At 70.7% G+C, this 20,392-nt stretch carries 19 protein-coding genes and 1 pseudogene; 10 read left to right on the top strand and 10 right to left on the bottom strand.

The genetic code is table 11. The features are described 5' to 3' along the window. Window positions 1-67: 67 nt before the first annotated feature. Window positions 68-1,234 (bottom strand): MFS transporter, encoded by a 1,167-nt coding sequence (locus ACGGCP_RS18350; protein WP_392967614.1) that lies wholly within the window; start codon window positions 1,232-1,234, stop codon window positions 68-70. A gap of 465 nt (window positions 1,235-1,699) precedes the next feature. Here ACGGCP_RS18350 and ACGGCP_RS18355 point away from each other — a divergent pair, with 465 nt between their 5' ends. Beyond that, the gene (locus ACGGCP_RS18355; RefSeq protein WP_392967616.1) at window positions 1,700-2,608 is read left to right on the top strand and encodes an IclR family transcriptional regulator; all 909 of its coding nucleotides are present in this window, start codon (window positions 1,700-1,702) and stop codon (window positions 2,606-2,608) included. A gap of 61 nt (window positions 2,609-2,669) precedes the next feature. Here ACGGCP_RS18355 and ACGGCP_RS18360 read toward each other — a convergent pair whose 3' ends face one another. The 4 genes from ACGGCP_RS18360 to ACGGCP_RS18375 form a co-directional block, all read right to left on the bottom strand. Next, entirely contained in the window at window positions 2,670-3,689 is a 1,020-nt protein-coding gene (locus ACGGCP_RS18360; protein ID WP_392967618.1) for a 2-oxoacid:ferredoxin oxidoreductase subunit beta, read from the bottom strand. Further along, the gene (locus ACGGCP_RS18365) at window positions 3,682-5,475 is read right to left on the bottom strand and encodes a 2-oxoacid:acceptor oxidoreductase subunit alpha (RefSeq protein WP_392968037.1); all 1,794 of its coding nucleotides are present in this window, start codon (window positions 5,473-5,475) and stop codon (window positions 3,682-3,684) included. The genes ACGGCP_RS18360 and ACGGCP_RS18365 overlap by 8 nt, the downstream gene beginning before the upstream one ends. 390 nt (window positions 5,476-5,865) lie before the next feature. Continuing rightward, the gene (locus ACGGCP_RS18370; RefSeq protein WP_392967620.1) at window positions 5,866-6,816 is read right to left on the bottom strand and encodes a hypothetical protein; all 951 of its coding nucleotides are present in this window, start codon (window positions 6,814-6,816) and stop codon (window positions 5,866-5,868) included. Further along, window positions 6,813-7,433 (bottom strand): RNA polymerase sigma factor, encoded by a 621-nt coding sequence (locus tag ACGGCP_RS18375; protein ID WP_392967622.1) that lies wholly within the window; start codon window positions 7,431-7,433, stop codon window positions 6,813-6,815. The genes ACGGCP_RS18370 and ACGGCP_RS18375 overlap by 4 nt, the downstream gene beginning before the upstream one ends. 464 nt (window positions 7,434-7,897) lie before the next feature. Here ACGGCP_RS18375 and ACGGCP_RS18380 point away from each other — a divergent pair, with 464 nt between their 5' ends. The 5 genes and pseudogenes from ACGGCP_RS18380 (at window position 7,898) to ACGGCP_RS18400 (ending at window position 12,601) form a co-directional block, all read left to right on the top strand. After that, the gene (locus ACGGCP_RS18380; RefSeq protein ID WP_392967624.1) at window positions 7,898-8,266 is read left to right on the top strand and encodes an NADH-quinone oxidoreductase subunit A; all 369 of its coding nucleotides are present in this window, start codon (window positions 7,898-7,900) and stop codon (window positions 8,264-8,266) included. 35 nt (window positions 8,267-8,301) lie between these two features. Next, window positions 8,302-8,858, top strand: a pseudogene (locus ACGGCP_RS18385) (NADH-quinone oxidoreductase subunit B); the annotation flags it as partial. Then, a complete protein-coding gene (locus ACGGCP_RS18390; protein ID WP_392967626.1) occupies window positions 8,798-9,394 on the top strand; it encodes an NADH-quinone oxidoreductase subunit C in 597 nt (198 codons plus the stop codon). The pseudogene ACGGCP_RS18385 and the gene ACGGCP_RS18390, both read left to right, overlap by 61 nt. Beyond that, window positions 9,384-10,337, top strand: a complete 954-nt coding sequence (locus tag ACGGCP_RS18395; RefSeq protein WP_392967628.1) for an NADH-quinone oxidoreductase subunit H — start codon at window positions 9,384-9,386, stop codon at window positions 10,335-10,337. Before ACGGCP_RS18390 ends, ACGGCP_RS18395 begins: the two co-directional genes overlap by 11 nt. 62 nt (window positions 10,338-10,399) lie before the next feature. Further along, on the top strand, window positions 10,400-12,601 hold the full coding sequence (locus tag ACGGCP_RS18400) for a transglycosylase domain-containing protein (protein WP_392967630.1): 2,202 nt from the start codon (window positions 10,400-10,402) through the stop codon (window positions 12,599-12,601). 78 nt (window positions 12,602-12,679) lie between these two features. On the opposite strand, the gene ACGGCP_RS18405 is transcribed toward ACGGCP_RS18400, so the two are convergent. The 4 genes from ACGGCP_RS18405 to ACGGCP_RS18420 form a co-directional block, all read right to left on the bottom strand. Continuing rightward, window positions 12,680-13,117 carry a PIN domain-containing protein gene (locus ACGGCP_RS18405; protein WP_392967632.1) on the bottom strand — a complete coding sequence of 146 codons (438 nt, stop codon included), beginning with the start codon at window positions 13,115-13,117 and terminating at the stop codon, window positions 12,680-12,682. Next, window positions 13,114-13,377, bottom strand: coding sequence for a CopG family transcriptional regulator (locus tag ACGGCP_RS18410; protein ID WP_392967633.1), 264 nt, complete (start codon window positions 13,375-13,377; stop codon window positions 13,114-13,116). Before ACGGCP_RS18410 ends, ACGGCP_RS18405 begins: the two co-directional genes overlap by 4 nt. A gap of 97 nt (window positions 13,378-13,474) precedes the next feature. Further along, a complete protein-coding gene (locus tag ACGGCP_RS18415; protein WP_392967635.1) occupies window positions 13,475-13,795 on the bottom strand; it encodes an FmdB family zinc ribbon protein in 321 nt (106 codons plus the stop codon). Window positions 13,796-13,886: 91 nt separating this feature from the next. Further along, entirely contained in the window at window positions 13,887-14,489 is a 603-nt protein-coding gene (locus ACGGCP_RS18420; protein ID WP_392967637.1) for a 5-formyltetrahydrofolate cyclo-ligase, read from the bottom strand. 158 nt (window positions 14,490-14,647) lie between these two features. Between ACGGCP_RS18420 and ACGGCP_RS18425 the strand changes: the two genes are divergently transcribed. From ACGGCP_RS18425 to ACGGCP_RS18440, 4 genes are read left to right on the top strand one after another with little or no spacing between them, the layout of a single operon-like run. Then, on the top strand, window positions 14,648-16,681 hold the full coding sequence (locus ACGGCP_RS18425) for a diguanylate cyclase (protein WP_392967639.1): 2,034 nt from the start codon (window positions 14,648-14,650) through the stop codon (window positions 16,679-16,681). A gap of 48 nt (window positions 16,682-16,729) precedes the next feature. Next, the gene (locus ACGGCP_RS18430; protein ID WP_392968039.1) at window positions 16,730-17,659 is read left to right on the top strand and encodes a UTP--glucose-1-phosphate uridylyltransferase; all 930 of its coding nucleotides are present in this window, start codon (window positions 16,730-16,732) and stop codon (window positions 17,657-17,659) included. 54 nt (window positions 17,660-17,713) lie between these two features. Further along, window positions 17,714-18,949: a gephyrin-like molybdotransferase Glp gene (glp, locus tag ACGGCP_RS18435; RefSeq protein WP_392967641.1), complete on the top strand. Its 1,236-nt coding sequence runs from the start codon at window positions 17,714-17,716 to the stop codon at window positions 18,947-18,949. Between the two features lie 19 nt (window positions 18,950-18,968). Further along, window positions 18,969-19,598: a GNAT family N-acetyltransferase gene (locus ACGGCP_RS18440; RefSeq protein WP_392967643.1), complete on the top strand. Its 630-nt coding sequence runs from the start codon at window positions 18,969-18,971 to the stop codon at window positions 19,596-19,598. Here the strand turns inward: ACGGCP_RS18440 and map are convergent. Next, window positions 19,595-20,362 (bottom strand): type I methionyl aminopeptidase, encoded by a 768-nt coding sequence (gene map, locus ACGGCP_RS18445; protein WP_392967645.1) that lies wholly within the window; start codon window positions 20,360-20,362, stop codon window positions 19,595-19,597. The two genes, ACGGCP_RS18440 and map, sit on opposite strands and share 4 nt — an antisense overlap. Window positions 20,363-20,392: the final 30 nt, after the last annotated feature.

A 20,392-nucleotide genomic window follows, 5' to 3' on the forward strand; every position in this document is an offset into this window, starting at 1 on the left:
TATCGTGTTCGCACCCCGGACCGTTCGGCACGGGATCCGGGAGTCGTGCGCGCCGCAACGAGGAACGTCAATGCGCGAGGCGTTTGCCGACCGTGCTGCCCGCGACGATGAACAGGGCGGACGCCGCCATGGCCGCCACCGCTGCGGTCCAGCCGGTGCCCCAGCCGTAGTGGTCAACGATGAGCCCGAAGCAGATCGGGCCGACCGCGCCGCCGAGGAAGATCCCGGTCTGCGTCACCGAGGTCGCCAGCGCCGGGGCGTCCGCGTACCGCTGGACGACCGCGTGGTTCATGAGCCCCGGCCAGGCCCAGCCGAGCCCGTACGCGGCGGCGGTGCCGATCGGCAGGAGCCACGGCAGCTCGAACAGGTACGTCGCGAGTCCGGCTGCCCCGGCGGTGAGCATGAGGGCGATGATCTGGAACTCGCCGCCGCGGCGCACGTCGGCGAGCGCGCCGAAGCCGGTGCGGCCGATGACGCCCGCGATGCCGCCGATCATGAGGACGAGCCCGGCGTAGCTCTCGGAGCCGCCGATGTCGACGGTGAACGTGGTCGCGAAGGTCCCGATCGGGGTCGCGGCGAGCGCGCCGAGGAACGTGGCGACGGCGAACAGCCCCAGCTGCGTGTCGAAGGACCGCGCGCCCTTGTTCTTGGGGCGCACGGCGGGACGCCCGAGCCCGGCGAGGGGGACCAGCGCGAGGAGGACGAGTCCGGCGCCGATGACGAACGCCCAGCGCCACCCGAGCGTGAGCGCGACGAGCGGGACGCTGAGCCCGCCGAGCATGGTGCACAGCGGCACCGAGGCCTGCTTGGCGCCGAAGAGGAGGCCGCGGCGGCCGTGCGGCGCCCATTCGCTGAGCACGGTGTTGGACGCGAGCTGCCCGAGGCCGTTCGCGGGGGCGCACAGGACCATGAACACGGTGAGCACGACCGGGTCGTGCGCGAAGGCGGCGACGCCGAGGAGCCCGGCGGCGGACATGCCGATGGCGGTCCGGGCGGTGACGAGCGCGCCGAAGCGGTCGACGAGCCGCCCCGAGGGCACGGTGGTCGCGGCGGTGACGGTGAAGTACGCGCCGGAGATCCAGCCGATCGCGCTGAGGCCCATGCCGAGCTCGTCGGCGATCTGCACGGCGAGGCCGCCGAAGAGGAAGAGCGGGAGGACGGCGGCGACCTGGACGGTCATGGCGGCGGTGACGGTGGTGGACGTTCTGGGGCGAGGTGGTGCGGAGGTGGACACGACGGCAACCGTACTCCGCTTATCTGATAACCCGTTCCGTCCGCACAACGCCGAATCGTGAACGTGCGTCGCTCGTTCGCGTGATCTGTCTTGACGTGGACACACAGCGTGTGCGACTGTTGCGTTTGTACGACAGCGTTCGCTAACGACGGACCGGAGCGCCTCGTTCGAAGCCCTACGGCACGAACGAAACGCGGCGGCCCTGGTGGGAGGGAGCCGCCGCGTTTCGGTTATTCGAATGTTCCGCGGCGGCGACGAGGAAGTTTGGTGGGGACTCGACGCCGCCGCCGCGGGTTGTCCGCGACCGGCGTGAGCCGGACCGCGAACGGTGCTGACACTTAGATATTGCCCTCTCCGTGACTGTGACGCAACAGGCCCTTGTTTATATAGTTAGAACACGACCGGCCCGACCGGTGCCGCCCTGGCACCCCAGTCGGACCAACTGGTGCAAATTGGAGCGGCGGCATGGTGGAGCAGCGGCGACCAGGGGACGAACCGCAAGGCGGCGTCCCGTACTACAAGGGCGCGCCCCGCAAGCGGGTGGCCGGGAACCGGCCCGCGGCGCCGGACCACAAGCCCGCCAAGGCATCGGCGGCCAGCGCCTTCCCGAGCGCGCAGAGCGAGCCGACCAAGATGATCCAGAGCGTCCAGCGGGCGCTGCGCATCATGGAGCTCGTGGGCAACCACCCCGCGGGCGTCACGGCCCCGCGCATCGCGTTCGAGTGCGGCCTCAACCGCGCCACCGCCTACAACCTCCTGCGCACGCTCGTCTACGAGCACTACCTGCGCCGCGACGAGAACGGCCGCTACACGCTCGGCCTCGAGGTCTCCGACCGCTACTCCGAGCTGACCCGCGCCATCGCCGGGCCGAGCACGTGCGGCGAGTTCATGCGCCGCATGTCCACAGAGACCGGCTACTCGACCTTCATCGCCCGCTTCGTGGAGGGCCGCCCGGCCGTCACGGACGTCATCGAAGGGAACCGCAGCCCGCACGTCGAGGAGCTCATCGTCGGCTTCGACGACGGCGCGCACGCGACCGCGCTCGGCAAGGCCCTCCTGGCCACGCTCGAGCCGCACGAGCGCGACCGCTTCCTCAAGTCCGCCGGGATGCGCCCGTTCACGCGGCGCACCCTCGTCGAACCGGACGCGCTCGAATACGACCTGGCCGTCTACGGCGAGTCCGGGGTGTACGCCGAGATGGGCCAGTTCCGCGAAGGCGTCGGCTGCGCCGGAGTCGTGGTGCGCGTGGGGGACACGCCGTCCGAGCGGATCGTCTTCGCGGTCGCGCTGCCGCTCGAGGAGATCCGCACTTCGTGGCCGGAGCTCACCCAGCGCCTGCGCGTCGCCGCCCTGGAGCTCGAACCGCTCCTCTAGACGACAAGACGAGAGCGCCGGCCGGGCCCGAAGGTCCGGCCGGCGCTCTCGTTCAGTCTGCTTAGAGCACGGTCCAGGTGTCGCCCGAGTGCAGGAGCCGGTCGAGGGCCTCCTTGCGGTCGACTCCGGCGGCGGCCTCGTCGACCTGCTGGCGCACGCCCGCGTCGTACGTGGGCCGCTTGACGCTGCGGAACACGCCGATCGGGGTGTGGTCGAGCGCGATGCCCGACAGGCGCGACAGCGCGAACGCGTAAGCCGGGTCGTCCACGTCGGACTTGTGGACGACCACGTCGGCGGCGTCCACCTCCGAGGCGTCCTTGACCTGGAGCCCGTAACCGGACTGCACGACGACCTTGTCGCCGAAGGCGATCGGCTCGCCGTCCTGGAGCCGGATGATGGACTCGTCGCGGGTGTCGGGGTTCTTCAGGACCTCGAACGCGCCGTCGTTGAAGATCGGGCAGTTCTGGTAGATCTCGACGAACGCGGAGCCCTCGTGCTCGGCGGCGGCCCGCAGCACCTCGTGCAGGTGCGCGCGGTCGGAGTCGAGCGTGCGGGCCACGAACGTGGCCTCGGAGCCCAGCGCGAGCGACAGCGGGTTGAACGGCGCGTCGACCGAGCCCATCGGGCTCGACTTGGTGAGCGTGCCCGGCCCGGAGGTGGGGGAGTACTGGCCCTTGGTGAGGCCGTAGATCCGGTTGTTGAACAGCAGGATCTTCAGGTTCACGTTGCGGCGCAGCGCGTGGATGAGGTGGTTGCCGCCGATCGACAGCGCGTCGCCGTCGCCGGTGACGACCCACACCGACAGGTCGGGGCGGGAGGTCGCCAGGCCCGTGGCGATGGCCGGGGCGCGGCCGTGGATCGAGTGCAGGCCGTACGTGTTGAGGTAGTACGGGAACCGCGAGGAGCAGCCGATGCCGGAGATGAACGCGATCTTCTCGCGTTCGAGGCCCAGCTCGGGCAGGAACGACTGGACGGCGGCGAGGATGGCGTAGTCGCCGCAGCCGGGGCACCAGCGCACCTCCTGGCTCGACTTGAAGTCCTTGGCCTTCAGCTTGGGGGCGTCGAGCTTGACGTCAGCCATTCTTGATGACCTCCTCGATGGCGTCCTGGAGTTCGTTGGAGGTGAACGGCAGGCCGCGCACCTGGTTGTAGGGGACCACTTCGGTGCCCGGGAAGTTCGCGCGCAGCAGCATGGTGAGCTGCCCGAGGTTCATCTCGGGGACGACGACGCGGTCGTAGCGCGCGAGGACCTCGGCGGTGTTCTTCGGCATCGGGTTGAGGTGGCGCAGGTGCGCGCGGGCGACCGGGACGCCCTTCTCGCGCAGGCCGCGCACGGCCGCGCCGATCGGGCCCCACGTCGAGCCCCACCCGAGGACGAGCACGTCGGCGTCGCCGTTCGGGTCGTCCAGCTCGAGGTCGGGCACGTCGATCCCGGCGATCTTCGCCGCGCGGGTGCGCACCATGAAGTCGTGGTTGGCCGGGTCGTACGAGATGTCGCCGGTCTTGTCGGCCTTCTCGATGCCGCCGATGCGGTGCTGCAGGCCGGGCGTGCCGGGCACGGCCCACGGGCGCGCGAGCGTCTCCGGGTCGCGCTGGTAGGGCAGGAAGACCGGCTCGCCGGCCTTGTCGGTGCCGTTCGGCTCGGTCGCGAACGCGACGGAGATGTCGGGCAGCGCGGCGGTCTCGGGCAGGCGCCACGGCTCGGCGCCGTTGGCGATGTACCCGTCCGAGAGGACCATGACCGGGGTCCGGTAGGCGAGCGCGATGCGCGCGGCGTCGATCATGATGTCGAAGCAGTCCGAAGGGGACTGCGGCGCGAGGACCGCGATCGGGGCCTCGCCGTGGCGGCCGAACATGGCCATCACGAGGTCGGCCTGCTCGGTCTTGGTCGGCAGGCCCGTCGAGGGTCCGGCGCGCTGCACGTCGACGACGAGGAGCGGCAGCTCCAGCGAGACGGCGAGCGAGATGGTCTCGGACTTGAGCGCGATGCCCGGGCCCGAGGAGGTGGTGACGCCGAGCGCCCCGCCCCAGGAGGCGCCGAGGGCCGCGCCGACGGCCGCGATCTCGTCTTCGGCCTGCACGGTGGTGACGCCGAAGCGCTTGTGCTTCGACAGCTCGTGCAGGATGTCGCTGGCCGGGGTGATCGGGTACGCGCCGAGGAACACCGGCAGGCCCGACGCCACGCCGGCGGCGGTGATGCCCCAGGCCAGGGCCTGGTTGCCGGTGATGTTCCGGTAGGTCCCGGAGTTGAGCTTGGCCGGCGGGATCTCGAAGCGCACGGCGAACGCCTCGGTGGTGTCGCCGTAGTTCCACCCGGCCTTGAGCGCGGCGATGTTCGCCTCCGCGATGGCGGGCTTGGACTTGAACTTGCCGCGCAGGAACTCCTCGCTGGCCTCGATCGGGCGCGAGTACATCCACGAGACGAGGCCGAGCGCGAACATGTTCTTCGAGCGCTCGGCGTCCTTCTTCGAGACGTCGAAGTCCTTCAGCGCCTCGATGGTGAGGGTCGCGAGGGCGACGGCGTGGACCTGGTAGTCCTCGAGCGTGCCGTCCTCGAGCGGGTTCGCGTCGTAGCCGACCTTGGTGAGGTTGCGCTTGGTGAACTCGTCGGTGTTGACGACGATGGTGCCGCCCGCCTTGAGGTCGCGCAGGTTCGCCTTGAGCGCCGCCGGGTTCATCGCGATGAGCACCTCGGGCTGGTCGCCCGGGGTGAGGATGTCGGTGTCCGCGAAGTGGATCTGGAAGCTCGACACGCCCGGGAGCGTTCCGGCGGGCGCCCGGATCTCGGCGGGGTAGTTCGGGAGGGTCGACAAGTCGTTGCCGAGCTTTGCGGTCTCCGCAGTGAAGCGGTCACCCGTGAGCTGCATCCCGTCGCCGGAGTCCCCTGCGAAGCGGATGACGACCCGGTCGAGCTGCCGGACGGTATTCACCTAGTTCTCCTCATGCGGGTTCTGGGGCACGCAAGGACTGCGGCGTTTCGGTCGGGGGAGCGGGGCTCCGCCGTGTCTGCTACTTGCGATGCTACGCGGGAGTCACGTCGCGATGCCAACCCTGCGACCCGGGCGCGATGTAGGCGACACCACTTTCCGCGATATGGCTCACATGCTGAGACGAAGACGGGCCCGCAGTGACCTGGACCTCTCGTTTCGGCTTCTCCGAGGCCTGATCTGCAGCGCGCTTCCGTCCCGGATACTGGACGGCGGCGGGGTGCGGCGACACGCCGGAGTCGTGAATCCGACCCCGGTTCGTGTCTCCAATCAGGACCCGCTGGAGGACGCCGCGGCGGTGCTCTCGTCGGCGGTCGGCGTCTCGGACGGGGCCGAGCTGGTGGCGCTCTCGGTCGGCGTCGGCTCGGAGGTCGCCTCGTCCTCGACGACGACGAAGTCCTCGGCGGCCGGGTCCCACACGTACTCGGCCGACCACGTCTCCGGGTGGCTCTCGTAGCCGCCGAGCCCGATGACGCCGTCCTCGACGGACTGGATGTCGACCGTGGTGTCCGAGCCCTCGGGCTCCCACACCCAGGCGATGAGCTCGAGCGTCGACTCCGACTCGACCCAGGTGAACGCGCCGACGCCGGAGGCGGTGTCGCCGCACGCGAGCTCGAGGAGCACATCGTCGTGGGCGCCGTCGGCGTCGAGGTCGAGAAGGGTCCCGTACTCGTACTGGTAGTCGCCCGCGGCGGTGCCGGGGTCCTGCGCGGAGTCGTTGATGCGCCAACCGGTGTCGGCGGTGATCGTCCACGTCTCGAGGTCGGCCTCCTGCGGGCCGGTGCCGCAGTCCTGGCTCCACTCGTCGGGCGCCGCGTCCCACTCGGCGTTCTCGGGGATGACGATGAACGACTCGCTCAGCGGCGCGGTCGTCGGCGTCTCGCCCTCGTCGCCCGCGGACTGCGGGCTGGCCGGGTCGCCGATCGACAGGGTCGGGGCCTCCTCGGACGCGGAGGTCTCGGCGATCGTGGTCGTCTCGTCGGCGGGCTGGGGGCCGAACGCGATCGGGCCGATCGTTGAGGCCACGGCGAAGCCGCCCGCGGTCACCGCGGTGCACGCGCCGACGACGGCGGCGAGCGACACGAGGCGGCGGCGGCGCTGCGCGGCGGGGGCGCGGCCCAGCAGCTCGTTGACCGGCGGCGGCGGGAACTGCGCGGCGGACTCCGCCCGGAAGCTCGCGAACGCCGCTGCGACCTTGTCGTCCTCAGGGTCGACGGTCATGAGCGGTCCTCCTTCACGGAAGGTCGGCGGTTCGCGCGCGCGGTGCGCTGCGCGCCGGGCAGGGCGCGCTTGATGCGGATCGGCATGGTGTCGGGGTCGGACTCGGGGGCAGCCTTGGCGGCCTTCGCGGGCCTCGCCTCGGCGGGGTCGGTGAGCAGCGCGGCGAGTTCCTTGCGGCCGCGGTGCAGCCAGGACTTCACGGTGCCCTCTTTCGCGCCGGTCGCCTCGGCGATCGCGGCCACCGTCATGTCGGCCATGTAGTGCATGACGAGCGCCTGGCGCCGCTTGGCCGGGACCTGCTTCAGGGCGGCGACGAGCGCGACGTGGTCGGGGCTGGCGGCCGGGGCGAGCTCGGGCGCGGACGACTTCTGGAGGAACTTGCGCGCGACCTGGTTGCGGCGGTGCCTGCTCGTGGCGAGGTTCCACGCGACGCGGCGGACCCACGCGACGGGCTCCTCGTAGCCGCCGACCTTCTCCCAGCGCTGCCAGGCGCGGAGAAAGGCCTCCTGCACGAGGTCCTGGGCTTCGGTGGCGTCCCCGAGGTAGGCGCATACCTGGGCCGCGAGCTCCGAGAAATGCTTCTCGTAGAGGTCGGCGAAGTCCGCCTCCGTTCGCACATCCGCTCCAGCGCAGGTCGGTGGGACAAGGGAATCGTCCGGATCATCGAGTTCGTGTCCGGCGGCAACCATTGTCGCGTCAGCGAAGGGGGAGATGCGAGGCGGGGTCGTTATGTCGACAATCCTCTCAACGACCGGAGCGGCCGCGCTTCCGTCGGCGCAGCCGAGGTCCACGGGCCGGTCGAGCAGCATCGTGGCGTACCCGGCGTCGGCCCGGAGCAGCGTCGGTGCGCCGGCGGCGGTCATGTGCGGTGATCCCATTCTGTTGCCTGTGCGTCCGTCCGCTCGGTCCGTTTCCTGGGACTTCGCGGCGTTCGGTGAATCCTCTTCGTACAACAACACGCCCCTGCGTGCCGACCGGTTGCGCCCGGTGCGCCGAACTTCCTCAAAGTCCGCTCGGAATCGCGCCGATTCCCGCGCGCGCACGGGTATCGCGAGCCGCTGTGCGGCACTAAGGTGTGGTCATGGACACCGATCGGTTGAGCGATTACGCCGTCTTCGGGGTGCTCCTGCTCGCCGGCTTCGCGTTCGTCGCGGCCGCGATGACCGCCAACCGGCTGCTGCGTCCCAGCGCCCCCTCGAAGGAGAAGGGCCTGACGTACGAGTGCGGCGTCGATCCCGTAGGCAGGGACTGGGCGCAGGTCCAGATCCGCTACTACGTCTACGCGTTCCTGTTCGTGCTCTTCGCGGTCGAGGCGGTGTTCCTGTTCCCGTGGGCCGCCGTGTTCCGGGCGTTCGGGCCCGCGGCGGCGGTCGAGATGGGCGTGTTCGTGGGCGTGCTCGCCCTCGGCCTCGCCTACGCCTGGAGGAAGGGGGTCCTGCGGTGGCGGTGAGACTCCCGTTCCCCGCGCGCCCGACCGAGACGAGCATGCTCGGCGAGCCGATCCGGTTCGTCCTGAACTGGGGCCGGCGCTATTCGCTGTGGGTCTTCAACTTCGGGCTCGCGTGCTGCGCCATCGAGTTCATCGCCGCCTCGATGAGCCGCCACGACTTCATGCGCCTGGGCGTCATCCCGTTCGCGCACTCGCCGCGCCAGGCGGACCTCATGGTCGTCTCGGGCACCGTGACGGACAAGATGGCACCGGCGATCAAGCGCCTCTACGAGCAGATGCCCGAGCCGAAGTACGTCATCTCCTTCGGCGCCTGCTCCAACTCCGGCGGGCCCTACTGGGACTCGTACTGCGTCACCAAGGGCGTCGACCAGATCATCCCGGTCGACGTGTACGTCCCCGGCTGCCCGCCGCGTCCCGAGGCGCTCCTCTACGGCATCGGCGAACTCCAGAAGAAGATCGCGAAGGAACCGCTGCGGAAGCCGAACCTCGGCCCGCTCGTGAGGAGGCCCGATGCCTGAGTGGGACGCCCGCGTGCGGGCCGCCCTCGGCCTCGACGAGACCGGCGCGGACGGCCCGCGCGCCGTCGCCGACGTGGACGCGAAGGACTGGCACGAGGCCGTCCGCATCTGCCGCGACGACCTCGGCTGCGACTTCTTCGACTGGCTCTCGGCCGTCGACGAGGGCCCCGGCGAGGGCCCAGGAGAGGGCCCCGACGAGGACTCCGACGACAGCCCCGCGATCCGCTTCAGGATCATCGCCCACCTCTGGTCCGTCGCCGAGAAGCGCGGCGTCCTGTTGCGCGCCATGCTCACCGAAGGCGCGGTCGCCTCCGTCGTCGACCTCTATCCGGGCGCGGACTGGCACGAGCGCGAGACCCACGAGATGTTCGGCGTCGACTTCCCCGGCCACCCCGACCTCCAGCCGCTGCTCCTCGCCCCCGAGTTCGAGGGCCACCCGCTCCGCAAGGACTTCATCCTCGCGTCCCGCGTCGTCAAGCCCTGGCCCGGAGCGAAGGAGCCCGGCGAAGGGCACGGTACGGTCCGCAAGCGCGCGCCGAAGAAGCCGCCGGGCGTCCCCGACGACTGGATCGAGCCGGACCCGCGCCTGAGGCGGCCCGATGCTTCTTGAGGTCGCGGTGAAGCTCGCCGCCGTGCTCGCCGCGTTCCTGGTGCTGCCCTTGGTGGTCGGCCAGACCGAGCACAAGCTCATGGCCCACATGCAGGGCCGCCTCGGCCCGATGCACGCCGGGCGCTTCCACGGCTGGGCCCAGCTCATCGCCGACGGCGTCAAGTTCGCGCAGAAGGAGGACCTCGTCCCCGACGACGCGGATAAGCCGGTCTTCAAGCTCGCGCCCGCCGTCGCGCTCCTGCCGTACCTCCTGGTCATCCTCTTCATCCCGCTCGGCCCCGGCGACCTCGTCGGCGCGGACCTCGACATGGGCCTGTTCGTCGTCGTCGCGCTCGTCGGCGTCGGCGTCCTCGCGGTGCTCATGGCGGGCTGGTCCTCGGCGAACAAGTACACGCTCGTCGGCGCCCTGCGCGGCGCGGCGCAGCTCATGGCCTACGAACTGCCGCTCGTGCTCGCCGCCGCCTCGGTCGCCGTCGCGGCCGGGACGCTGAGCCTCCCGCAGATCGTCGAGGCCTGGAACCCCTGGTGGATCCTGTGGCAGGCCCCGGCCGCGCTCGTGTTCTTCACCGCCGGGCTCGCCGAGATCCGCCGCCCGCCGTTCGACGCGCCCGTCGCCGACTCCGAGCTCGTCTTCGGCTACCTCACCGAGTACGCCGGGCTGCGGTTCGCGCTGCTGCTCCTCGCCGAGTACGTCGGCATCGTCGTCATCTCGGCCCTCACCGCCGTGCTGTTCCTCGGCGGCTGGAAGGGCCCCGGGCCCGAGTACCTCGGCCCGGTCTGGACGCTCGCCAAGACCGGCGCGCTCGCGGCCGTCGTCATCTGGCTCCGGGTCGCCTGGCCGCGCCTGCGCGTCGACCAGATCCAGGCCCTGTGCTGGAAGGTCCTCGTCCCGATCTCCCTGGCGCAGCTCGTGCTGACCACAGCCGTCGCACTGGCCCTCTGAGCCACTTACGTCCCTTTCGCACCGGCGCAACCCTTCGGCGGCACTCGCGCGTATTCCCCGGTATGGAATCAGGTCGAGACGCAACCGAGACCGAAGATCCCGGCCGCACGATCAGCTTGCGGCCCTTCAGGAGACGACGGCACATCGCTCCCGAGGAACCTCCGAGCCGGCCCAAGGGCGCCAAGCCGAAGCACCGCCGCAAGAAGCGCACGGTCGCCGCCCTCGGGCTCGCGGTCCTCGTCCTCGCCACCACGGTCTCCGTGGTCGGCTCGGTCTTCTACGCCAGCGTCGACCTCCCCGAGGCGCTCGACGACGCGCTCAGCCAGGGCTCCACGGTCTACTACAGCGACGGCACCACGGTCATGGGCGAGCTCGCCGCCGAGCAGCGCACCTCCGTGGACCTCGACGAGATCGCCGACGACGTCGAGAACGCCGTGGTCGCGGCCGAGGACGCGAACTTCTACGAGCACCCCGGCGTCGACGCCAAGGGCGTGCTCCGCGCGCTCGTCAACAACCTCAAAGGCGGCGACCAGCAAGGCGCCTCGACGCTCACGCAGCAGTACGTCGGCTACGTCGCCGACATCCGCGGCGACGGCTCCTACCTCCGCAAGGCCCGCGAGGCGGCCATGGCGATGAAGATGGAGGAGGAGTTCACGAAGGACGAGATCCTCAACCACTACCTCAACATCGTCTACTTCGGACGCGGCGCGTACGGGGTCGAGGCCGCCGCGCAGGCGTTCTTCGGCGCCCCGGCCGCCGAGCTCTCCACGTCCCAGTCCGCGCTGCTGGTCGCGCAGATCAAGTCCCCGGACGGCCCGTACGACCCGCGCGACCCCTACGGCAAGGGCGGGAACACCGAGGCCGCGACCGAGCGCTGGGAGTACGTGCTCGACCAGATGGTCGCCACGGGCAGACTCGAGCAGGTCAAGCGCGACTCGATCACGGGCCTCCCGGAGACCCTCGACCCCACGGACGACGCCGAGGGCCTGGGCCCGGAAGGCTTCGTCACGAACGGCTTCGTCCTCCAAGAGCTCGCCGACGCCGGGATCGGCACCGACGAGGTGCTGCGCGGCGGCTTCGACATCGTGACCACCCTCGACCCCGAACTCCAGGAGCTCGCCGTCGAACGCAGCGGCATCCGCGAGGTCACCGCGAAGGACGAGCACATGGCCGCCGCGCTCGCCGCCGTCGAGCCGGGCACCGGCCGCGTCCTCGCCTACTACGGCGGCGAGAACGGCGCGGGCCTCGACCTGGCCGCGGACGTCGGCCACCGGCCGGGCACCATGTTCAACTCGGTCGTCATGGCCGCCGCCGTCGAGGCCGGGTTCGACGCCTGGTCGCCGATCCTCGACGGCTCCTCGCCCCGCCGGTTCAAGACCTACCTCGACGAGGAAGGCAACGAGACCGACCTGGTGAACATCGGTGGCGCCCAGGACGCCGAGACCAGCCTCTACGACGCCGTCATCGCGAAGCTCGACACGCCGGTCTACCAGGTCGCCGAGTCCGTCGGCGGCGACGCGGTCGCCCGTACCGCCGCCGCGCTCGGCATCGAGCGCATGTGGGACCCGCACGACCTCGACGAGCACGGCGTGGCCGCCGCGATCGACCCCGCCGAGGCCACGGGCTTCCAGCCGGACGTCGGCATCGGCGCCTACCCGGTCACGGTCCTCGACGCGGCGGTCCTGCACGCGACGCTCGCCACCGGCGGCGAGGTCGTCGAGCCCTACGTCGTGGAGCGCGTCGACGGCCCCGACGGCGAGCGCTACGAGGCCGACCCGGGCTCGGAGACCATGCCCGGACCGCACATCGCGGCCGACGCGGCGCTCCCGCTCTACATGAACGGATTCGAGAACGGCGACGAGCAGCTGGGCGTGAACGCCTCCTCGACCTGGCACGCCGGGTTCGCCCCGAACCTGGCCCTCGCGGTCTGGGCGGGCGACGAGACGCGCGAAGGCGACGGCAGCGACCACGAGGGCACGGTCGCCGAGGGCGTCTGGTGGCACGTGATGAAGGAGCGGTCCGACCGGTACCGCTGGGACCCCGACAAGGACGAGACCGCCGAGGACCTCGAGAACACCTACTCCGAGGTCCCGCCGCCCGACGAAGCCCAGGACGACGGAGCCGAGGACGGCGGCCAGGCCGAAGGAGAAGCGGACGACAAGGCCTCGCAAGACGCGCCCGCCGAGCAGACCCCGACGGACAAGCCCGCGACCAGCGCCGAACCGGAGGGCGAACCCGCCACCGACGACTGGATCTGGGGGTAGCGAGCAGCGGGGCCCGGTCGCGATGCGCGACAGGGCCCCGCGGGAAGACTTCGGATCAGGCGGCCGACTACGTTCCGGCTACAAGTCGTCGGGGAGCAGCCGGAACGCTTGAAACTGCGCCAGTGGCTTGATCGCTCGGAAGTCGCGGCGGTCGAGGGTCAGGATCGTGTCGGTCTCGTATTCGGCGGCGATCACGACATTGACCGCATCGGTCAAGTCGAGGTCGAGGTCGCGGTACTGCCTCCGGATGTCCTGAGCCAGGCTCAGCGTGCGGGAGGTGACGATGGGGATCACCGCCCGTCCTTCGTCGACTCGAACTCGCAGGTCGTCGAGCGCTTCGAAGGAGGCGTCCCGCCCGAAGTCCCTGGTGACCATGTGGTCGAGTTCGGAGAACAGCACCGGGCAGACCACCAGCATCCCGGCCGTGTTCAACACGGTGCGGGCGCCTTCGCTGTCCGGGTGGTCCTCATCGAGCGCCGCCAGCAGGCCGGAGGTATCGGCCACGATCACGATCACTCGCGTTCGTCCTTCGACTGGTGGTAGCGGTCCAGCTTCTCCTCCCAGACGGCGTCCTTCGCCTCCTGGTAGCTCTCGTCGCGGGTCCGCTTGTAGGTCTTCCTGAAGAAGGGCTCGTCCCAGATGCGGCTCGACATGGCCGCCCGGTGGATCGCGTCCCGGATGATCTCAGCCTCGGACACGCCGTTCCGCTTCGCGGCCTCTTTGATGAGGGCGAGGTCTTCCTCGTTCGCGTAAACCATCGTGCGCTTCTTAGCCATATGCATATGCTACCACCGGCATATGTGGGAAAACCTCACTCGAGACGCGAAAAAACCGGTCCCCGCGATGCGGGAACCGGCTGAAATCAATGGGCGCCTAGGCGGCCTTGGCGGCGCTCTTGGAGTCCGACTTGGCGCTCGGAGCGGCCTTGGACTCGGACTTCGCCTCCGACTTGGCCTCGCTCTTCTTCGCCCCGTTCTTGGAGCCGTTCGAGCTGAGGGAGCTGGAGTCGGTCGACCGCGAGTCGGTCCGGTAGAAGCCCGACCCCTTGAAGGTCACCCCGACGTTGCCGAAGACCTTGCGCAGCGCGCCCTTGGCCTCGCAGTTCGGGCAGTCGGTGAGGCGTGCTTCGGAGAACGACTGGTGTTTGTCGAACTCGTAACCGCACTCCTTGCAGCGGTATTCGTAGACAGGCACTTCACGGACCTCCAGCAGTCAACACAAATCCCGATCGACATTAGCAGTCAACGCCGAAGAGTGCTAATCCCATCCGCCTGAGGGGTGTGGCCTATCTCAGCGAGGTGAACCCCGTGGCCGGGGTGATCACACCCGTCACCGGCCGGTCGTGCGGCTCGGCCGGGACCATGAACCCGGCCTCGCCGTCGCGCAGCAGCGCCACGACCGGCACCTCCGGTCCGACCCGGGCCAGCGCCCGGTCGTACGAGCCGCCGCCCCGACCGAGCCGCATCCCGTCATCTGAGACGGCGAGGCCGGGGACGATGACCGCCGCGGCCCCCTTGATCGCGTCCGGCCCGAGCGTCTTCCCGCCCGGGTTCGGCCCGTCCCCGCCCGCCGAGTTCGCGTCCGGTTCCCCCTGCCCCCCAGGGCCTCCGACCTCCTTCCAGGCGAGGTCCTTGTCCGGCAGCAGCACCGGCTCGAGGACCTTGTAGACGACCGCGAGCCGTTCGGGCAGTTCGGGTTCGAGCGCCGCGCCCGGTTCCGAGCCGAACGGCCGGTACGCGGCCACGACGGCCCCTTCGTCCACGACTTCGATCAAGAAGTCCCGCAAGGCCTTCCATGTCGCCAGATCGGCGTAACCGCGCTGCTCCCCGGGCATCGCGTTCCGGGCCGCGAGCAGCTGCCGACGCGCCGCAGTCTTCGCCTCTTGCATGGTGTTTCCTTCCTCTCGAAGCTTTCAACTGGGATGATTCCCCTGAATGGCCGACCCCACTCACCCTTTCGGTTAGTCCCGTTTACATAGCCCTGCCGCGTCGTGTCGAGTCGGTAGCTCTAGGTAGTCTTCTTAGTAGTGAACTTGAGGGGGATTCGGTGTCGCTGCGCTCACGGCTCACCACGGCGTTCCTCGTCGTCGTGCTCGGGCCGGTCCTGGTGGGGGCCGTCTTCGTCGCTGCCGTCATGTCCCATCTGGCGGACTCCCGCGGGGAGGCGCTGGCGAACTCGGCGGTGACGATGGTCGACTCGACCCTCGGCACCATCTGCGAGCGCATCCAGGCGTCGGCCGCCGCGGTGGCATTGAACTACCGTAACGGCGATCAGGAGAACGCGGTCGAAATGGCGCAACTCCTCGTCGACCGGGCGGTCGTCGACGGCGTCGTCTTCTCCTCCCTCGCCTCCGCCAGCACCGACACGGGCACCGACATCGGCGCCGAGGCCCCGACCGGCTCCTGGGTCGACTGCGGCGAGGCCGCCGCCTACGAGCACTCGGGCCCGATCGTGGCGCTCGGCGCGCAGGCCGAGGTCCAGACCGCCGACGGCACGAAGGCCGTGTTCAGCGCCTTCCGCGAGGTCGACCAGGAGTTCCTGGCCCGGCTCGCCCGCGTCGCCGACGCCGACGTCATCCTCCAGGACGCCCGCCCCACCCCCCTCGAGGTCGGCAGCGCCGACGCCGGACGCTGGGACTTCACCGACTCGTTCCTGCCGTTGAGCATCGGCACGGTCGCCACCGACGTCATCCCCATGTACTGGACCCTCGCCGCGATGGTCGCCGCCTCCGCGATCTGCGCGGTCGGCCTCGCGGCCTGGCTCGCCCGCTCGACCACGCGTCCGCTCGCGGAGCTCTCGGCCGCCGCCGAACGCGTCGCCCGAGGGGACCTGAACGTGCGCGTCCCCGTCCACGGCCGCGACGAGGTCGCCCAGCTCGCCTTCGCGTTCAACCGCATGACCGCCCAGACCCAGTCCTACGTCAACGCCCTCACCGCCTCCCGCGACCAGATGCGCGGCCAGCTCGGCCGCCTCGGCCAGACCCTCACCGCGACCCTCGACCTCGACCGCATCCTGGAGGTCATCCTCGACACCGCCATGGTCACCGCCGGGGCCGAGGCCGGGGCGATCATGCTCGTCGACGTGGACGACGCCGACCAGCTCCGCGAACGCGCCGGCGAAGGCGACCTCGGCATCACCGAGCCCGCGACCATCCGCATCGGCGAGGGCATCGTCGGCGCGATCGCCGCCAGCGGCGTCCCCGCCCACGGCCGCATCGTCGACGGCCGCTTCGAGGACCGCCTCCGCGCCGCCACGGAACCGAACGCGAGCACGATCGTCGCCGTCCCCTTCAGCGGGCGTCAGCCCGTCGAACATGAGCACAGCACCGGCCGCCAGCCCGTCGAACACGACCACGGCACCGGCCGCCAGAGCACCGACCCCGAGCGCACCGGCCGCGAATCCGAGTACGGCGGCGCGCCCCGCACCGACGGCGGCGTCCTCGGCGTCCTCGTCCTCTACAACCGCATCGGCGGCGGCGAGTTCGAGTCCGGCGACGTCGACACGCTCAAGACCTTCGCCGGGCAGGCCTCCGTCGCCGTCGAGAACGTCCTCCTCCACCGCCACGCCGAACGCCTCAGCCTCACCGACCCGCTCACCGGCCTGTGGAACTACCGGTTCATGCAGACCTCGCTGCGCCGCGAGGCCGAGCGCTCCCGCCGCTACCAGCGGCCCTCCGCGCTCCTGGCGATCGACCTCGACCGCTTCAAGACCGTCAACGACACCTACGGCCACCCCGTCGGCGACCAGGTCCTCACCGAGCTCGCCCGCCGCATCACCGCCCAGATCCGCGAAGTCGACCTCGCGTTCCGCCACGGCGGCGAGGAGTTCATGGTCCTGCTGCCCGAGACCGACGCGAGCGGCGCGGCCGTCGTCGCCGAACGCCTCGGCCGAGCCGTCAACGCCCGCAAGTTCAAGGTCAACGACGCCTCCGGCGGACGCGAACTCAACATCACCGTCTCGATCGGCATCGCCGTCCTCGGCGAGCACTCCGAAACGGCCACAGGCGTCCTCGCCGCAGCCGACGAAGCCCTCTACGCCGCCAAGGCAGCAGGCCGCGACACCTGGCGCGTCGCCGCCTAGCGGGCGGACCACCCGACATGAACGTTCACCCGCTGTTCGACAGGGTCGCTGACCGCCCACGCCGCGTGTGCACGCTACCCTCGCGGTATGTCAGCAACCGCGCCCCGCGCCACGAAAGCCGTCATCCCCGCGGCCGGATTCGCCACCCGCTTCCTGCCGGTCACCAAGGCGATCCCCAAGGAACTCCTGCCGATCGTCGACAAGCCGGTACTCCAGTACATCGTGGAGGAAGCCGCCGCCGCCGGAGCCTATGACGTCACCCTCGTCACCGCCCCCGGCAAGGACGCCATGATCGACTACTTCGACGCCCGCGCCGACCTCGACAACGCCCTGAAGGCCAAGCACAAGGACGCGATGCTCGCGAAGGTCAAGGCCCCCGAGGACATCGCCGAGATCACCGCCATCCGCCAAGGCGGCGCGAAAGGCCTCGGCCACGCCGTCGGCCGCGCCTCCGGCCACGTCGGCGACGAGCCCTTCGCGGTCCTCCTCGGCGACGAGTGGTGCCACCTCGACGACAAGCTCCTCCCGCGCATGATCGACCTCCAGGCCGAGACCGGCGGCATAGTCCTGGCCCTCATCGAGGTCCCCGAGGACCAGGTCTCCCGCTACGGCGTCGCCGCCGTCCAGCCCACCGACGCCGAAGACGTCGTCGAAGTGACCGGCCTCGTCGAGAAGCCCGCCCGCGAGGACGCCCCCTCCAACCTCATCCTCATCGGACGCTACGTCCTCCCCGGCTCGATCTTCCCCGTCCTGGAGCAGACCGAGCCCGGCAGCGGCGGCGAGATCCAACTCACCGACGCCATGGAGGCCATGCGCGCCAAGGGGACCCCGGTCCACGCCGTCGTCTTCCGCGGCCGCCGCTACGACACCGGCGAGCCCGTCGCGTACCTCCAGACCCTGGTCGAGCTCGCAACCCAGCGGGACGACTTGCCCGGCTTCAACGCCTGGCTGCGCGAATTCAGTGCGACACTTGACTGACCCGGCGACCGCGAGGCGGCGCTGAGAGGAACTTGACCGACGGGGGGATGAGGAGTGAAGGGGACTGAGGCGACACCACTGGCCGACTTCCTGGCGAAGGCGCTGGCCTTGGTGCGACCCCTGCCCCCGGTCGACATCGACATGACCCAGTCGACGGGCGCGGTCCTGGCCGAGAACGCCGTCAACCCCGGTCCGCTCCCCGCCTTCGACTACGCCGCGATCGACGGCTACGCGTGCAACGGCGACGACATCGCCGGAGCCAGCCCCGAACGCGGCGTCGGCCTCAAAGTCCTCGGCGACCTCGCCGCCTCCTCCTGGCGCCCCGTGCGCCTGGTCTCGGGCACCTGCTTCTCCGTGGCCGCGGGCGCGGCCCTGCCCGTGGGCGCCGACATGGTCGTGCCGCTCGCGTGGACCGACGAGGGCATGGCCACCGTCGACGTCCGGCAGGTGCCGCGCCGCGGACACGGCGTGCGCCGCATGGGATCCGAGCGCCCCTCGGGCGAGATCCTCGCCCACGAGGGCCGCCGCGTCACCCCCAACCTCATCGGGCTCCTCGCCGCCGCCGGGATCGCCGACGTCGTCGTGCGCCCCACGCCCCGCGTCGTCGTCATCGCCACCGGCGACGAGCTCGTCGACACCGGCCGCCCCTCGCAGCCCGGCCAGCTCATCGACGTCAACTCCCACCTCGTCACCGCCGCCGCCTCCGAAGCGGGCGCGCACGCGTACCGCGTCGGCATCTGCGACGACGAGCCCGACGCCCTCCGGTCCGTCCTCGACGACCAGATCCTCCGCGCCGACCTCGTCATCACCACCGGCGGCACCGGCCTCGGCCCCGGGGACATGGTGCGCCGCACCTTCTCCCGCGACGGCGCCGTCGACTTCAACCACGTCGCCGTCTACCTCTGCGAGACCATGGGCTTCGGCACGATCGGCCCCGAGGAGGTCCCCGTCGTGTGCCTCCCCGGCGACCCCGTCGCGGCCACGATCGCGTTCGAGGTGATCGCCCGCCCGCTCATCCAGCGCCTCGCCGGGGCCGAGCCCGTTTTCCGGCCCAGCGTGCGCGCCAACCTGACTGAACCCGTATCCTCACCGAGCGGGCTGCGCGAGTTCCGGCCCGTCCGCGTCGCCGAGCGGCGCGGCGGCGGCTACACCGTCGCCCCGCTGGGAGCCACGTCCTACACGCTCTCCGGACTCGCCGAGGCGACCGGCCTCATGACGATCGGCGAGAACGCGACCCGGGTGCCCGCCGGCTCGACCGTAGACGTGCTGCTCCTGGACCGGAACCGATGATCCTCACCTTGGACACCGAATGACCCTCTCCAACCCCGGTTGGCCCGTGCACCTGCACCACGGCGACGTCAGCGTCCGCCCCTTCCGGCGGGCCGACGCCGCCCGCTGGTCCGAGCTGCGCCGCGCCAACGAAGCCTGGCTCGCCCCTTGGGAACCCGGCACCGGCACGACCTGGCACGAGGCGCACTCGCCCGCCGCGTTCCGCGCCATGGTCCGCGGCCTCAAACGCTCCATCAAGGACGGCACGAGCTGGCCGCTCGCCGTCTGCTGGCAGGGCCAGCTCTGCGGCGGGCTCACCGTGGGCAACATCGTGCGCCGCGCCTTCGGCTCCGCGTACGCGGGCTACTGGATCGACCGGGGCCACGCCGGGAAGGGCATCACCGCGACCGCGCTGGCGCTCGTGGTCGACCACGCGCTCACCGTCGGCCGCCTCCACCGCATCGAGGTGAACATCCGGCCCGAGAACGGCCCGTCGAACCGGGTCGCCGAGAAGCTCGGCCTGCGCCGCGAGGGCCTGCACAAGCGCTACCTCTACATCGACGGCGACTGGCGCGACCACTACGGGTACGCCGTCACCGCCGAGGAGATCGCCACCGAGCGCATGATCGACCGCATGGCCCGCCTCGCGAGGACCGAAGCGGACCACTAGCTCCTTGCGGTCAGGATGATCGGCCCGTCCTCCGTGATCGCGACCGTGTGCTCCATGTGCGCCCCCCGCGAACCGTCCGCGCTGCGCAGCGTCCACCCGTCGGGGTCGTAGACGATCTCGTCGGTCGTCTGCAGGAACCACGGCTCGATCGCGATCACCAGGCCCGGCTTGAGCTTCATACCCCGGCCCGGGCGCCCGTCGTTGGGGACGTGCGGGTCGCCGTGCATCGTCCGGCCCACGCCGTGCCCGCCGAACTGCGTGTTCACGCCGAGCCCGTCGCCGCGCGCCACCGTCGCGATCGCGTGCCCGATGTCGCCGAGCTTGTTCCCCACGGTCGCCGCCGCGATGCCCGCCTCCAGCGCCCGCGCCGTCGTGTCGATGAGGTGCAGGTCCTGCTCGCTCGCGTTCCCGACCACGACCGACAGCGCCGAGTCCGCGACCCAGCCGTCCACTTCGGCCGCGAAGTCGAAGCTCACCAGGTCGCCGTCCTTGAGCTTGTAGTCGAACGGCAGGCCGTGCAGCACCGCGTCGTTCACCGACGTGCACAGCACCTTCCCGAACGGGCTCCCGCCGAACGACGGGTGGTAGTCCACATAGCAGGAGACCGCCCCGGCCTCCTTGATGCGCCGCGCCACGAGGTCGTCCAGCTCAAGCAGGTTCATGCCCACCTCGGCTGTCTCCGACAGCTCCTTGAGGATGCCCGCGACGAACCGCCCTGCCGGGCGCATCGCCTCGATCTCGGCGGGGGAGTAGTACTCGATCATGGCGGCGGCCCTTCGGAACTCGGCAAAGCG

Source organism: Glycomyces sp. NPDC048151, from assembly GCF_043202775.1.
GTDB lineage: Bacteria > Actinomycetota > Actinomycetes > Mycobacteriales > Micromonosporaceae > Glycomyces.

Coding starts and splice junctions, on each gene's coding strand:
- map (WP_392967645.1), bottom strand. CDS start 20,362: ATGATCGAGTACTACTCCCCCGCCGAGATCGAGGCGATGCGCCCGGCA.
- ACGGCP_RS18410 (WP_392967633.1), bottom strand. CDS start 13,377: ATGGCTAAGAAGCGCACGATGGTTTACGCGAACGAGGAAGACCTCGCC.
- ACGGCP_RS18440 (WP_392967643.1), top strand. CDS start 18,969: ATGACCCTCTCCAACCCCGGTTGGCCCGTGCACCTGCACCACGGCGAC.
- ACGGCP_RS18370 (WP_392967620.1), bottom strand. CDS start 6,816: ATGACCGTCGACCCTGAGGACGACAAGGTCGCAGCGGCGTTCGCGAGC.
- ACGGCP_RS18355 (WP_392967616.1), top strand. CDS start 1,700: ATGGTGGAGCAGCGGCGACCAGGGGACGAACCGCAAGGCGGCGTCCCG.
- ACGGCP_RS18395 (WP_392967628.1), top strand. CDS start 9,384: ATGCTTCTTGAGGTCGCGGTGAAGCTCGCCGCCGTGCTCGCCGCGTTC.
- ACGGCP_RS18365 (WP_392968037.1), bottom strand. CDS start 5,475: ATGCAGCTCACGGGTGACCGCTTCACTGCGGAGACCGCAAAGCTCGGC.
- ACGGCP_RS18420 (WP_392967637.1), bottom strand. CDS start 14,489: ATGCAAGAGGCGAAGACTGCGGCGCGTCGGCAGCTGCTCGCGGCCCGG.
- ACGGCP_RS18400 (WP_392967630.1), top strand. CDS start 10,400: ATGGAATCAGGTCGAGACGCAACCGAGACCGAAGATCCCGGCCGCACG.
- ACGGCP_RS18380 (WP_392967624.1), top strand. CDS start 7,898: ATGGACACCGATCGGTTGAGCGATTACGCCGTCTTCGGGGTGCTCCTG.
- ACGGCP_RS18360 (WP_392967618.1), bottom strand. CDS start 3,689: ATGGCTGACGTCAAGCTCGACGCCCCCAAGCTGAAGGCCAAGGACTTC.